1 protein-coding gene and 1 pseudogene are annotated in these 15,746 nt (G+C 69.6%); both read right to left on the reverse strand.

The window, feature by feature from the left end; all coding sequences use genetic code 11:
* Nucleotides 1–10 precede the first annotated feature (10 nt).
* A complete protein-coding gene (locus GC106_RS20270) occupies nt 11–1,201 on the reverse strand; it encodes a cytochrome P450 (protein WP_173132890.1) in 1,191 nt (396 codons plus the stop codon).
* 65 nt (nt 1,202–1,266) lie between these two features.
* Nucleotides 1,267–15,738: pseudogene (locus tag GC106_RS47915) on the reverse strand (SDR family NAD(P)-dependent oxidoreductase); the annotation flags it as partial.
* Between the last annotated feature and the right edge of the window lie 8 nt (nt 15,739–15,746).

A 15,746-nucleotide genomic window follows, 5' to 3' on the forward strand; every position in this document is an offset into this window, starting at 1 on the left:
CAGGAAATCCTCACCAACTGACCGGCAGTCGTCGCACACCGTAGATCTGCCCGTCGGCCCGCATGGGCACCTCCTCGGCCGGTACCGCGAGGCTCAACGTGGGGAACCGTTCGAACAGTGCCGTGAACCCGAGCCGCATCTCGATCAGGGCCAGCCCCTGACCGATGCACTGGTGCACCCCGTGCCCGAAGCTGAGGTGCCCGGCGGACGACCGGGTGACGTCCAGCTTGTCGGGATCGGCGAACTGCTTCGGGTCACGATTCGCGGCCGGGACGGAGACGGTGACGACCTCGCCCGCCTTGATGGACTGCCCCTCGATCTCCGCGTCCTCGACGGCGGTGCGGGTCGTGAACTGCCCGATGCTGAGGTAGCGCAGGAGTTCGTCGACGGCCTTGGGCATCACCGTGGGATCCGCCCTGACCTTGGCCAGCTGGTCCGGTGCGCACAGCAACGCGAACGTCCCGGTGCCGAGCATGTTCGCGCTGGTCTCGTGCCCGGCGACGAGCAGAAGGAACCCGATGCTGGTCAGCTCGATGTCGTTCAGGTCCGTCTGCGCCGCCAGTTCGGACAGCATGTCGTCCGCCGGCTCGGCGCGTTTGCGCTGCACCAGTTGGTACATATAGGTGTTGATCTCGATGAAGGCCTGCTCGACCTTGTCCGCCTCGATGCCGACCAGCGCCTCGGAGATGCGCTGGAAGTGTGCCCGGTCCTCGTACGGAACGCCGAGCAGTTCGCACATCACCCGGGACGGCACCGGCAACGCGAAGTGCTGGACCAGGTCGACCGGCGAACCCACCTTGGCCATCTCGTCGAGCGTCTCGGCGATGATGTCCCCGATCTTGGTCTCGAGCTCACGCATCCGCCTCGCGGTGAAGCGACCGGCCAGCAGCCGGCGGTACCGGGTGTGGTCGGGGGGATCCATCGCCAGGAAGTAACCCGGCGGCGTCGGCTGCGCCTTCTCCGGGTCGATCGGCTGCCCGACCGGCAGGCGCTTGAGCTCCAGCCTCGCGCTGAAAGCGGGGTGCGTCAGCACCGCCCTCGCCGCCGCGTGGCTGGTCACCAACCAGCCGACGTGCCCGCCGGGATACTGCAACCTGGTGACCGGATGCCGCTCCCGCAGTTCAGCAAGCCGCGCGGGCGGATCGAACAGTCCACTTCGCTCGGTCGGCAACGTCACCGGGGTGGCCGGGGCCTCTGTCATGTCGTGCTCCTCAATGGTGGGTGATCGGCCGGTCAGGACGTGACACGGCGCAGCCATTCGTCGACCGCCCGGGCGGTGGTCCCGGCATGCTCGACCATCATGCTGAAGTGGTCACCGGGCACGTCGACGACGCTTTCCGCGCTGTCCCACGAGGTTCGCCAGTCGTCGTCCCGGTTCCACTCGATCAGCGGCTCGGTGGCCCTGACCAACAGGACCGGTGTGGCGAGGTCGCGGGTCTGCCATGGGAAGGCCACGTAACGGCCCATCGCGGTGAGCCAGTCGTCGTTCGCCGCATAGCCCATGTCGACGTGGATGTCGTACAACCTCGACACGAACTCGGGAACCAGGTCCTCGGTGACGTGGCCCATGTGCGGCCCGAAGGTGTCCAGCAGCACCACGGCGGCCGGCGCGACGCCGAGGTCCTCCAGGTGCCCAGCCAGGGCCTGCGCCACCAGTCCGCCCGAGGACAGCCCGACGAGCGTGAAGCGCCGGTTCCGGTAGTGCTCCAGCACGGTCCGGGCGTGCAGCCGGATCAACGCGTCGATGTCAGCGGGCAGCGGCTCTCCGTCGGCGAAACCGGGGTGCTGGAGAACGGACATCTCCCGGTCCTCGAAGGGCGCCGCGAACCGGGCGAACTGTTGCGCGCCCGTCGCGCCGATGAAACCGGGAATGCACACCAGGGCGTCCCCGTGCCGCGAGCGGGAGATCCACGTGGGCCCCGCGACCGCGCCGAGCTGTGCCGGATCGGTGAAGTGGGGACGGAACTCGGATGCCTGGTCGAGGAACGCCATGAACTCGTTGGCCTTGCCCAGTTCGATGGCGCGGCCGTACATCGTGTTGAACTGCGGCGTGGACGTCTGCTGTTGTTCCGGTACCCGCTCGGCGGACAACGAGCCGAGGTACTCGGCGAGCTCGCGAGGGGTCCGGTGGTCGAACACCGCGACGGTCGGTACCTGCGTGCCCACGGCCGCGCCGAGCCTGCCCGCCAGTTCGGCCGCGGTGAGCGAGTCGAGACCCATCTGCATGAACTCGCGGTCGTCGAGCACTTCGCCTGGCGTGTCGTGCCCGAGCACCACTGCTGCTTGGGCACGCACCAGCTCAAGCAGGTCCGTCGGCTGGGGCTGCACGGTGTTCGTGGGTGACTCCGGTTGAGCCGGCCCCGCCCACCCCGTCGACGGGTTTGCTCCCGTCACCCAGTAACGCTTGAGCTGGAAGGCATAGGTCGGGAGATCCACCCTGCGGGCCCCGAGCGCGCCGAAGACCGGAGTCCAGTCGACGGCCGTGCCGTGCACATGCAGCTGTCCCAGGGCCGTGGTGAACGCGTCGACCTCGTCCCGGTCACGCCGCAGGACAGGCACGAATGCCGTACCTGAACCAGAAAGGCATTCCCGCGCGGCGGCGGCCAGCGCCCCGTCGGGACCCACGTCCAGGAAGGCTGAGACGTTCCGCTCGTCCAGATGCCGCACGCCGTCGGCGAAACGCACGGTCTGCCGGACCTGTCGTACCCAGTACTCCGGCGCACACAGGTCTTCCTCGGTGGCAAGCTGTCCGGTGACTGTGGACACAAGGGGAATTCGCGGTGGCCGGAACGACAGCTTGCCGGCGACGTGGGCGAACTCCGCCAGCATCGGGTTCATCGCGGCCGAGTGGAACGCGTGACTGGTAGCCAGCCGTTTGGTCTTACGACCGCGCTGTGCCCACAGCTCGGCCAGCTCGGTCACCGCGTCTTCGTCGCCGGAGAGCACGGCGGCCGACGGGCCGTTGACCGCCGCGATCGCGACGCGGTCGCCGTATCCGGCCAGCGTTTCCGCGAGCTCGGACCCGGATGCGGCGACCGCCACCATCATCCCGCCGGAGGGCAGGTTCTGCATCAACCGGCCACGCGCCGCGACCAACACGCACGCGTCCTCCAGCGACAGCACGCCGGCGACGTGCGCGGCCGCGAGTTCACCGATCGAATGGCCCACCAGGTAATCGGGGCTGATGCCGAATGACCGGACCAGATGGGAGATGGCGACCTCGACGGCGAACAGGCCCGTCTGCGCGTACATCGTCTGATCCAGCGCCGGGCCCTCGAAGACGGCCTGGCGGACCGAGAAGCCCGCGTGCGCGTCCAGGGCGGCACAGACCTCGTCGAACTTCTCGGCGAACTCCGGGAACGCCGCGTGCAACTGCCGGCCCATGCCCACTCGCTGGCTGCCCTGTCCGGCGAACAGGAACGCCACTTTCTGTCCTCTGCCCACGGTTCCCTGCACCACGCGCGGGTTCGGCACTCCTTGAGCCAACGCGTCGAGCCCGCTGCGCAGCTCGTCCGGACAGCAACCCAGCACGACCGCGCGGTGGTCGAAGGCGGCCCGCGTGGTGCCCAGCGAGTACCCGACGTCCACCGGCCTCGCATCACTCGATTTGTCCAAATAGGACATGAGTCGGCGTGCTTGGTCCCGCAAGGCTTCCGGTGACCGCGCGGACAACGGCCACGGGATGACGGCACCTTCCTCCGCCGCGGCGGCCGGACCGGTGTCCGGCTGGACTGTGCCGGCGGACTGCTCGATGATCACGTGCACGTTGGTGCCGCTGACGCCGAACGAGGACACCCCGGCCCGGCGCGGGTGGCCGTTCTCCGTCCACGGCACCGCCTCGGTCAGCAGGCGTACCGCACCCGTGGACCAGTCCACATGGGACGATGGCGGTTCGACGTGCAGGGTCCTCGGCAGCAGCTGGTGGCGCATGGCCATGACTGTTTTGATCACCCCGGCGACACCGGAAACCCCTTGCGTGTGGCCGATGTTGGACTTGAGCGAGCCGAGCCACAGCGGCCGGTCACGGTTCCTGCCGTAGGTGGACAACAGCGCGTTGGCCTCGATCGGGTCGCCCAGCTTCGTTCCGGTGCCGTGGGCCTCCACGACGTCCACGTCCTGGGCCGTCAGCCCCGCGTCGGCCAGCGCCGAACGGATCACCCGCTGCTGCGCGAGCCCATTCGGTGCCGCCAGACCGTTCGACGCACCATCGGAGTTCACCGCGGAACCACGCACCACCGCCAGCACTTGGTGGCCGTTGCGCCGTGCGTCCGAGAGGCGCTCGAGCAGCAGCACGCCCACTCCCTCGGACCAGGCCGTCCCGTCGGCGGAGTCGGCGAACGCCTTGCACCGCCCGTCGGCGGCGAGGCCCTGCTGGCGGCTGAACGCGATGAAGGCCGCCGGGGTGGCCATCACCGCGGCCGCGCCCACCACCGCGAGCGAACATTCGCCGCGACGCAGCGCCTGGCCGGCGAGATGCAGTGCGACCAGTGCTGAGGAACATGCCGTGTCCACGGTGAACGTCGGGCCTTCGAACCCGAACACGTAAGCCAGGCGCCCGGACAGCACGCTGGCCGAGCCGCCGGTGATCAGGTAGTCCCCGAGGCCGTCGGCGGACGTCGCCAGCAACGCGGTGTAGTCCTGTCCGCTCGTTCCCGCGAACACACCTGTCTGGCTGCCGCGCAACGCCTTCGGGTCGATGCCCGCGCGTTCGAACAGCTCCCACGTCGCCTGCAACAGCAGCCGCTGTTGCGGATCCATCGTCTGCGCCTCGCGCGGGCTGATCCCGAAGAACTCGGCGTCGAACAGATCGACGTCATCGAGGAACCCGCCGTGGCGGACGTAGGACTTGCCCGGCAGGCCCGGCGCCGGGTCGTAGATCCCCGCCAGGTCCCACCCGCGATCGTCCGGGAACTCGGTGATCGCGTCCCTGCCTTCGGCGACCAGCGACCACAGCTCCTCGGGCGAGTTCACACCGCCGGGGAACCGGCAGTTCATCGACACGATCGCGATGGGCTCGTCGGTGCGGGCCGCGACGGCCGCCGGTGCCACCACATCCTCGGGCGCGCCGAGCAGTTCGGCCAGCAGGAAGTCGGCCAGCGCCTTGGCTGTGGGATGGTCGAACACGGTGGTCACCGGCAACCGCAGCCCGGTGGCCGTCGCCAGCCGGTTGCGCAGTTCCACCGCGGTCATGGAGTCGAAGCCCAGCTCACGGAACGCGCGCCCGTCCGGCACTTCGTCCGCCGAGTCGTAACCGAGCACGGCCGCGGCCTGACCGCGGACCAGTCCCAGCACGTGCTCGATCTGGTCGGCCTCCGTCAACTGGGACAGTCGTCCGGCCAGACCGGTCAGGTCCTCCTCGGCCGGGGCCACAGTGGTGACCTGGGGCGCCACCAACGCCCTGAGCACGGCCGGAACGGGCCGATCCCGCCAGGCGCCACGATCCAGGCGCGTCGCGACGAGGGCCGGTTCACCGGCGCGGAGCGCCAGGTCGAACAGCGCCAGGGCGTCCGTGCCGGGTTCCCAGCCGCCCAAGGACAGCAGCAGCCCAGGCAGACCGTCCGCCAGACGCCGTCTGATCACCGCTTCGGCGAATGCGTCGATCGCACTCCCGCCGAGCACGGACGCGGCGGACGAGAGCACCACGAAGGCCGCCGGGCTGGCGTCCCTCGTCAGCTTGTCGAGGTTCACCAGTGCTTCGAACTCGCGGGTCTCGTCGTGCTCGCCGGGAATGTGCACGACGGCGGTCAGCGGCCTGTCTCGCGCTATGCCGGCTGCGTCGGCCGACACCACGTGCCGCAGGCCGTGCACGGTCGTCAGATGTCTGGCCACCATGGCGGCCAGCGGGCCCGATCCGCTGACCAGGACCGTGCCGTCCGGGTCGAGCACGAGACCGGGCTCGGCAGGGACGGAGATCCGAGTCAGCCGTGGCACCAGAACGGTTCCGGCCCGGATCGCCAGCTCAGGTTCGGGGACGGCCAGCGCCACAGGCAGTGCGCGATGGGACTCGTCGGTCCCGTCGAGGTCGACGAGTCCGAAGCGGTCCGGATGCTCCGCCCGCACGATTCCCCACACGGCGGCGGCGACCGGGTCCGTGACGGCGTTGTACGTCACGAACACCAACCGGCCGGATTCGGCGGGCCAATCCCGGATCACCTCCCGCACGTGATGTGTCACCGCAGCGACGTCCTCAGTGGTGTTGACCGAAACCGCAACGGTTCCTGCGTGATCGCCGACGCCTGGTGACTCGGTCCAGTCGAGGGCGAACAGGCAGTCCCGTAGGCCCGCTGCGCGCAGTTGCTCCGCAGGCAGTGGCTTCAGCGTCACAGCGTCGATCGACAGCACCGGACGGCCGGAATCGTCAGTGAGCACCAACGCCACGGTGTCCGTCCCGGTACGCGACAGTCGTGCCCGTGTTGGCAACGCGCCTCGGGCATGCAGCGACACGCCCTGCCACGACTGAGGAAGCCGCAGCGGTTCGCCGAGGACGCTGTGCAGCGCGGAATCCAGCAGCACAGGATGGACACCGAACATTCCAGGGACTGCCGTCTCCTCGGGCAGACGGACCTCCACGGCGGTCTCGTCCCCGCTTCGTCGCGCCGCACGCAAAGCGCGGAACGCAGTACCGTGGTCCAGACCGGCGCTGGAGAGGCTCTCGTACACCGATCCGGGGTCGATTTCGACGGTCTCCCCTGCCGGCCACGAAGGCGCGTGGGTCGGCGACGGCAGACCAGCCGACAGCACGCCTGTGGCGTGCGGGACCCATTTGTCGTCCCCTCGCGTATGGATGTCGACCGGGCGGCGGCCCGCGTCATCGGGTGCGCCGACCGTCACCTGAACGTCGACAGTGCCCTGCTCGGGCAGGGCCAGCGGAGTCTGGATGGTCAGTTCGTCAACGTGATCGCAGCCGACCCGACCGGCCGCGTGCAACGCCATGTCCAGCACAACCGGGCCCGGCACGACAACCGTGCCGAACACCCGGTGGTCACCGAGCCACGGCTGCGAGGACACCGACAACTGGCCGGTGAGCAGCAGTCCGTCGTTGACGGCGAGCTCAGCGGCCGCACCCAGCAACGGGTGGCCCGCTGATTCCAGCCCGGCCGCGCCGAGGTCTCCGGCGGATCGGGACTCGGCGAGCCAGTACCGCCGCCGTTCGAAGGGATACGTCGGGAGCGGCACCCGGCGGACCGGTCGCCCCGCGAAGGCCTCCGTCCACCTGACGGGCAGGCCGTGCGTGTGTGCCTCAGCCAGCGACAACAGGAACCTGTCCACGCCACCCTCGTTGCGGCGCAACGATTCCACCGTGCGCACGGGTACGCCCATGTCGTCAGCGGTCTGCTGCATCGCCATGGCCAGGATGGGATGTGCGGTCGACTCGACGAAGACCCGATATCCGTCGCCGACCAGTGCCCGGACCGCGCCCTCGAAGTTCACCGGCCGGCGGGCGTTCAGGAACCAGTACTCGGCGCCCATTTCCGCCGTGTCGATGGCCCCGCCCGTCACCGTCGAGTAGAACGGCACGTCGGTCGATCGCGCCGACACGTCACCGAGCAGGCCCATCAGCTTTTCCCGCAGCGGTTCCACCTGGGCGCTGTGCGAGGCCATCGATGCCTCCAGGACACGGACGCGAATCCCGTCCGCCACGCACTCCGCCTCGAACTCGCGCAGTGCCGGCCACTCTCCCGCGACATTGACCGAACGGGGACCGCTGACACCGGCTAGGCTCAGCCGGTCGTCCCACCGGGCGATTCTCGCGGCGACCTCCGACGCGGACAGGGCGACCGATGCGAACCCGCCCTTGCCCACCAGTTCTTCGGCGAACAGCCGGCTGCGCAGGACCACCACCTGCACCGCGTCCTCAAGGGACAACGCACCCGCGACACAGGCCGCTGCCACCTCACCCTGCGACTGCCCCACCACCGCCGAGGGGACGACGCCGTACGAACGCCACAGGCCGGCCAGTGACACCATCACCGCGAACAGCGCCGGTTGCACCACGTCGATCCGGTCGAATGCCGGCGCGCCGGGAACACCGCGGAGCACGTCGGACAGCGACCAGTCCACATAGGACTCAACGACGTCCGCGCACTCCGCCATCCGCGCGGCGAACACGGGCGACGAGTCCAGCAGTTCCACGGCCATGCCCGCCCACTGCGCGCCCTGCCCGGGGAACACGAAAACCGCACGGTCGTCGTCGCCCGCGTGGCCGACACGAAGGTTGTCGGCCGCCTCACCCGCCGACAGCGCCCGCAGTCCCCGTGCGAAACCGTCCCGGTTGTCGGACACCACTACCGCACGGTGTTCGAGGGTCGCCCTGGTCGTTGCCAGCGAATACGCCACATCGTCCAGGTACGGACCCGGCTCGGCGGCAAGCCGTTCCAGCAGAAGGCTTGCCTGGGCGCGCAGCGCCGAGTGTGTCCTGGCCGACAACAGCAACGGCACGTTGCCGTCACCGGGGTGGTCGTCAGCGGCGTGGTCGTCTTCAGTGGACGGTGGCGGCTCTTGCAGGATCACGTGCGCGTTGGTCCCGCTGATACCGAACGAGGACACTCCCGCCCGGCGCGGATGACCGTTGGCCTGCCAGGGCACCGGCTCGGTGAGCAGGCGCACGGCGCCGGAGGACCAGTCCACGTGTGGTGAGGGCTCGTCCGCGTGCAGCGTCCTGGGCAGCAGCCCGTGCCGGAGGGCCATCACCATCTTGATCACGCCGGCCGCACCCGCGGCGAACTGGGTGTGGCCGATGTTGGACTTGACCGACCCGAGCCACACTGGCCGGTCCTCCGGGCGGCCCTGTCCGTAGGTTTCCAGCAGGGCCCCGGCTTCGATCGGATCACCGAGCGTGGTGCCGGTGCCGTGCGCCTCCACGACGTCGACGTCCGCGGTGGTGAGTCCCGCGCCGGCCAACGCCTGGTTGATCACTCGTCGTTGTGATGGACCGTTGGGCGCTGTCAGGCCGTTGGAGGCGCCGTCCTGGTTGACCGCGGAACCGGCCACCAACGCGAGCACCGGGTGGCCGTTGCGTCGGGCGTCGGACAACCGTTCGACGAGCACCAGTCCCAGTCCCTCGGCCGCACCGAATCCGTCGGCGTCGGCGGAGAACGCCTTGCACCGGCCGTCGGGTGCCATCCCGCCCTGCCTGCTGAACTCGATGAACGAGCTTGGCGTGGCCATGACCATCACCCCGCCCGCCAAGGCGAGGCTGCACTCGCCCTGCCGCAGAGCCGTCACCGCGAGATGCAGCGCCACCAGAGAGGACGAGCACGCGGTGTCCACAGTGAGCGCCGGTCCTTCCAGCCCGAAGAAGTAGGCGATCCGTCCGGACGCGACGCTGCCGCTGTTCCCGGTCACCACGTAGCCGTCAAGATCCTCGGCGGAACTACGCGAGCCGTAGTCGTTGTACGCGGTGCCGACGTACACACCGGTGCTGCTGCCGCGCAGGGTCTCCGGATCGATGCCCGCCCGTTCGAACAGCTCCCACGACGCCTCCATCAGCAGCCGCTGCTGCGGGTCGCTGGCCAGCGCCTCCCTGGGGTTGATACCGAAGAACGCCGAGTCGAACAGCGCGGCGTCGTGCAGGAATCCCCCGGTCCGCACGTATGTCTTCCCGGCCCGGCCGCGGTCCGGATCGTGGATGGCGTCGATGTCCCAGCCCCGGTCTGCCGGGAACGGTCCGATCGCGTCCCGCCCGTCGGCCACCAACTGCCACAGGTCCTCCGGGGTGGCGACGCCGCCGGGGAACCGGCAGCTCATCGCCACGATCGCGATCGGGTCGTCCGCGGCACGGGCCACGGGCTCGGCGGGAACCGCCGGTTGCGGCGCACCGTCCAGTTCGGACATCAGATGGGCCGCCAGCGCGGCCGGTGTGGGGTAGTCGAACACCAGCGTGGCGGGCAGCGCGAGCCCGGTGGCCGCGTTCAGGCGGTTGCGCAGCTCCAACGCGGTCAGCGAGTCGAAGCCCAGTTCCTTGAACGGGCGCTTGGTTGGCACCGCGTCCGGCGAGGAGTGGCCGAGGGTGACCGCCGCGTGGGTACGAACCAGTTCGGTCAGCGAGCGTTCCCGTTCCGCGCGAGGCACCGAGGACGGGACGGCGCTGATCGTTGAGCCAGGAGTGACCCGGCTGCCTGCGAGCGACGCCGGACGGCGCTTGATGAGATCACGCAACAGCGGTGGGATTGCCTCAGATCCCGACCTGATCGCCGCGAGGTCAAGCCGCATCGGCACCAGCACCGGGTCGCCGATCGCGAGGGCGGCGTCGAACAGCGCCAGCCCCTCTGCCGACGAGAGCGGGACGGTGCCGGACCTGCCAAGCCTGCGCCGATCGGCCTCGCCCAGTGCCTGCGTCATACCGCTGCGCTGTTCCCACAGACCCCACGCCAACGAGACAGCGGGCAGACCGATGGCCCGCCGATGCTGTGCCAGCGCGTCGAGCAACGCGTTGGCCGCCGCGTAGTTGCCCTGACCGGGGTTGCCGGTCGTGCCTGCCGCCGAGGAGAACAGTACGAACGCGGACAGGTCGAGATCGCGCGTCAACTCGTGCAGATGCAGCGCCGCGTCGGCCTTCGGCGCCATCACTCGGTCAAGATGCGCGGGGGTGAGCGACTGGATCACGCCGTCATCGAGCACGCCCGCGGCGTGCACGACAGCGGTGAGGGGATGCTGGGTGGGGACGTCGGCGAGCACCCGCTTCAGAGCGTCGCGGTCGGACACGTCACAGGCGGCGACGGCGACGGTGGCGCCGAGTTCGGTCAGCTCGTCGGTGAGCTCTGAGTTGGCGCCACCAGTGCGGCTGACGAGCAGCAGGTGCCGGACGCCGTGGCGGGTGACCAGGTGGCGGGCGACCAGGCCGCCGAGTGTGCCGGTGCCACCCGTGATCAGGACCGTGCCGTCAGGGTCCATAGTGGACGGCATGGTCAGCACCAGCTTGCCGATGTGCTGGGCTTTCGCCAGGACACGGAACGCCTCAGGCGCCCTGCTGACGTCCCACACCGTGGTGGGCAACGGCCGCAACACGCCGCGTTCGAACAGAACCAGCAGTTCGCCGAGCAGCTGACCGATCCGCTCGGGACCGGCGTCGAACAGGTCGAAGGCACGGTAGTCCACGCCCGGGTGCCGCTCGGCCACCTGCGCGGCGTCTCTGATGTCGGTCTTGCCCATCTCGACGAACCGCCCACCACGAGGCAACAGACGCAGCGAGGCGTCCACGTACTCGCCGGCCAGGCTGTTGAGCACCACGTCGACGCCACGTTCCCGGGTGGCGGCCAGGAACTTCCGCTCGAAGCCGAGATCACGGGACGAAGCGAGGTGCTCGTCGTCCAGGGTGGTCGCGGACCACTTCGACGGGCCGGCCGTGCCGAAGACCTCGGCGCCGAGGTGCCTGGCGATCTGGACGGCCGCCATGCCGACACCGCCCGAGGCCGCGTGCACCAGCAGCGACTCCCCTTCGGTCAGCCGCGCGAGGTCCGTCAGCGCGTGGTACGCCGTGAGGAAGACGACCGGGACGGACGCCGCCTGCTCGTCGGACCATCCCTCGGGAATGCGGGCCACCGTACGGTGATCAGCGACGGCGGCACACGCGAAAGCCCTCGGGAAGATCCCGAAAACCCGGTCGCCGGGCGCGAGATCCGGCACGTCCGGACCGACCTCGGTGATCACACCGGCGCCTTCGGCGCCCATCTCGGCGTCACCCGGGTAGACACCGAGCCCGATCAGCACATCGCGGAAGTTCAGGCCCGCTGCCCGTACCGCGATCCGCACCTGCCCTGAACCCAGCGGCGCTTCCGGGCTGGGCACGAAATCCAGGTTCTCGAGGGTGCCCGCGGTCGTCACGTCCAACCGGGTGCCCGGTCCGGGCACCAGCCGATCGGTGACCCGCACCAGTCGCGGCACGTACGCGACGCCGTCCCGGATCGCGATCTGTGGTTCGTCCCGTGCGAGTGCCGACGCCAACGTGGCACGTGTGGAGTCGACGTCGACCAGGACGAACCGGCCAGGATGCTCACTCTGCGCCGACCGCACCAGTCCCCAGACCGGGGCGGACGCCAGGCCGGTCACGTCCTCGCCAGGCCGGATCGAGACGGCTCCGCTGGTCAGCACCGCCAGCTTGGTCCCGGTGAACCGTTCGTCGGCGAGCCACATCCGTAGCAGTTCGAGCACCTGCACCGGTGTGAGGTGAGGGTCGGTCACGACGACACCGGACGGCGAGTCCTGCGCGCCGAGCGCGTCCTCCAGAAGGACGACTTCAACTGAGTCCACAGTGGATTGGCCGATGGCGGTCCAGTCCACTCGGAACAGGGAGTCGTGCCGGTTCGTGCTCAGCGGCCGCAAAGCCAGCGATTGGACTGACGCCACCACTCGGCCGTCTGTGTCGAAGACCGACACAGTGACCGTGTCCGTACCGGCCGGGGTGAGCCTGACTCGAAGAACCGGCGCCGTGGTGTTGCCGACCGCCACGCCACGCCATGAGAAAGGCAGCGACGGTGTCGTGACGGAGGTGACGAAGTCACCGAGGCTGATCGCGTGCAGCGCCGCGTCGAGCAGAGCCGGATGCACGACACCGAAGTCGTCCATTTCGATAGGGAGCGCGATTTCGGCGAACACCTCGTCGCCACGTCGCCACGCGGCGCGCAATCCCTGGAACGCGGCCCCGTACGACAGTCCGTTGTCGGCCAGCTGCCCGTAGAGCCCGGTCACGTCGACGGGAACAGCTTCGCCTGGTGGCCATTCGATCGGCTCCGGGACGACAGCATTCCTACCGAGTGCGCCGGTTGCGTTGCGGCTCCATGGCTGGTCGTCCACGCGTGTGTGCAGTCGTATCTGACGACGGTCGTCGTCCGCTTCTCCCACCCAGAGTTGAAAATGGACAGTACCGTGCGGGGGCACGACCACCGGAGCTTCGAGCGTCAACTCCTCCAGGTAAGCGCAGTCAAGACGCTCACCGGCGAGGACCGCCATGTCGACCAGCGCGGTACCCGGCACCACCACGGTGCCGTTCACGGTGTGATCGGCGAGCCACGGCTGGGAATCCAGGGACAGCCTGCCCGTGAACAACGTTCCGCCCTGTTCGGCCAGTTCCACCGTGTCGTCGAGCAACGGGTGCCGATCAGCGGGTTCGAGCCAGAACCGCTCGCGTTGGAACGCGTACGTGGGCAGGTCGACCACGCGGGCGTCCGGGAACATCGGGCGCCAGTCCACCGGCACGCCGTTCACGTGAGCCTGCGCCAGCGAGGTGAGGAACCGCTCCAGACCACCCTCGTCGCGGCGCAGCGTCCCCAGGACGACCGTGTCGCCGGCGGCGGAGTCGATCGTCTCCTGGATTCCGACGGTCACCACCGGATGCGGGCTGACTTCGACGAACGCCCCGTGATCCAGCAGCGCCCGGACAACAGGCTCGAACCGGACTGTCTCCCGGAGGTTGCGGTACCAGTACTCGGCGTCCAGGTTCTCGGTCCGCTCGCCGGTCACCGTCGAGACAAACGGAATCTCGCCGCTTCTCGGCCGCACAGGTGCCAACTCGGTCAGCAGTCGCTCGCGGATCTGCTCGACCTGCGCGGAATGCGACGCGTAGTCCACCGGTATCCGCTTGGCCCGCTCCTCTTGGGCCAGAAGTTCTTCGAGCGCGGCTGGTTCGCCGGACACCACAGTGGACCGTGGCCCGTTCAGGGCCGCCACCGACAGGCCGTCGACGGGCGGCAACTCATCGACCGGCAACGGCACCGAGGCCATCCCGCCCCGACCGGCGAGCGCCGCCAACGCACGGCTGCGCATGGCGACGACCCTGGCGCCGTCCGCCACGGTGAGCACACCGGCGACGCACGCCGCGGCGATCTCCCCTTGGCTGTGTCCCACGACAGCCGCGGGGTGCACGCCGTGGGAACGCCACAACTCGGCCAGCGACACCATCACCGCCCACAAGGCCGGTTGCACGACATCGACCCGACCGAGCGCCTCAGCGTCCCCGAGCACGTCCGCCAGCTTCCAGTCCACAAAGGATTCCAGCGCCTCGGCGCACTCCGCCATGCGCCCGGCGAACACCGGTGACGACCCGAGCAGTTCGACGGCCATTCCGGCCCACTGCGAACCTTGCCCCGGGAACACGAACACGACCTCACGAGGGCCGCTGGACGCGAAGCCGCTCACGACGCCGGTGGCGGGTAGTCCCGCAGCGAGGGCTTCGAGCTGGGCGGGTTTGTCACCGAACAGGACGGCGCGGTGCTCCAGCGTGGCACGGGTGGTCGCGAGCGAGAACCCGACGTCCACGGTATCCACGTTCCCAATGGACATCAGCCTCGCGGCTTGATCCCGTAGTCCCTGCGCGGTCCGGCCGGACACCAGCCACGGCACGACGGCCGGTGGCACGCCTTCCGTCTGCGGCGCTTGGTACTCCGGAACGCTTTCCAGGATCACGTGCGCGTTCGTGCCGCTCACGCCGAACGACGACACGCCGGCACGTCGAGGGCTGTCGGCCCCCGGCCACGGGCACGCCTCGGCCACCAGGGACACCGCGCCCTCAGCCCAGTCCACCTTCGGCGTCGGCTCGTCGGCGTGCAACGTGCGCGGTACCACGCCGTGCCGCATGGCCATGACCATCTTGATGACGCCGCCGACACCGGCGGCTGCCTGCGTGTGACCGATGTTCGACTTCAACGATCCCAGCAGCAGCGGGCGTTCGCGGCCCTGCCCGTACGTGGCCAGCAGCGCCTGCGCCTCGATCGGATCACCCAGAGCGGTACCGGTGCCGTGTGCCTCCACCACGTCGACGTCCGCCGCGGTGAGGCCGGAGTTGGCGAGCGCACGCTGGATCACCCGCTGCTGCGCCGGCCCGTTCGGCGCCGTCAGCCCACTGCTCGCGCCGTCCTGGTTGACCGCGGAACCACGGACCACCGCCAGCACGTGATGCCCGTTGCGCTCGGCGTCGGACAGCCGCTCCACGAGCAACATCCCGACGCCCTCAGACCATCCGGTGCCGTCCGCACGCGCCGAGAAAGGCTTGCAGCGGCCGTCCGGAGCCAGCCCGCGCTGCCTGCTGAACTCCAGGAACAGGGCCGGTGACGACATCACCGTGACACCGCCCACCAGTGCGAGCGAACACTCGCCGTGGCGCAGGGCCTGACCGGCCAGGTGCAGGGCGACAAGGGACGACGAGCACGCGGTGTCGATGGTGACCGCGGGCCCTTCCAGCCCGAGGGTGTAGGCGATCCGGCCGGAGGCCACGCTGCCCGTGTTGCCGTTGCCGAGATATCCCTCGAAACCCGACGGGGTTCGCGCGAGCCGGGAGACGTAGTCCTGGACCATCAGGCCCGCGAACACACCGGTCTGGCTGCCGCGCAACGAGTCCGGGTCGATGCCCGCGCGTTCGACCGTCTCCCACGCGATCTCCAGCAGCAGCCGCTGCTGCGGGTCCATCGCCAGTGCCTCGCGGGGCGAGATGCCGAAGAACTCCGCGTCGAACCGGTCGGCGTCATCGAGGAACCCACCGTGCCGCGTGTAGGTGTGTCCCTCCCGGCCCGGGTCCGGGTCATAGAGCCCGTCGACGTCCCAGCCACGATCGGTGGGAAAGCCCGCGATCGCGTCGGTTTCCTCGGCGACGAGCCGCCACAGGTCCTCCGGCGAGCGGACACCACCCGGATAACGGCACGCCATCGCGATGATCGCGAGCGGCTCACCGGCCCGTTCCTCGGCCTCCTTGAGCCGCCGCCGGGCCTGCCTCAGGTCCACTGTGGCCCGTTTGAGGTACTCCCGAAGCCGTTGTT

This window comes from Kibdelosporangium persicum, from assembly GCF_013280595.1.
Taxonomy (GTDB): Bacteria; Actinomycetota; Actinomycetes; order Mycobacteriales; family Pseudonocardiaceae; genus Kibdelosporangium; species Kibdelosporangium persicum.

Excerpts from the sequence above, each read along its gene's own strand:
- GC106_RS20270 (WP_173132890.1), bottom strand. The coding sequence starts at position 1,201 with ATGACAGAGGCCCCGGCCACCCCGGTGACGTTGCCGACCGAGCGAAGT.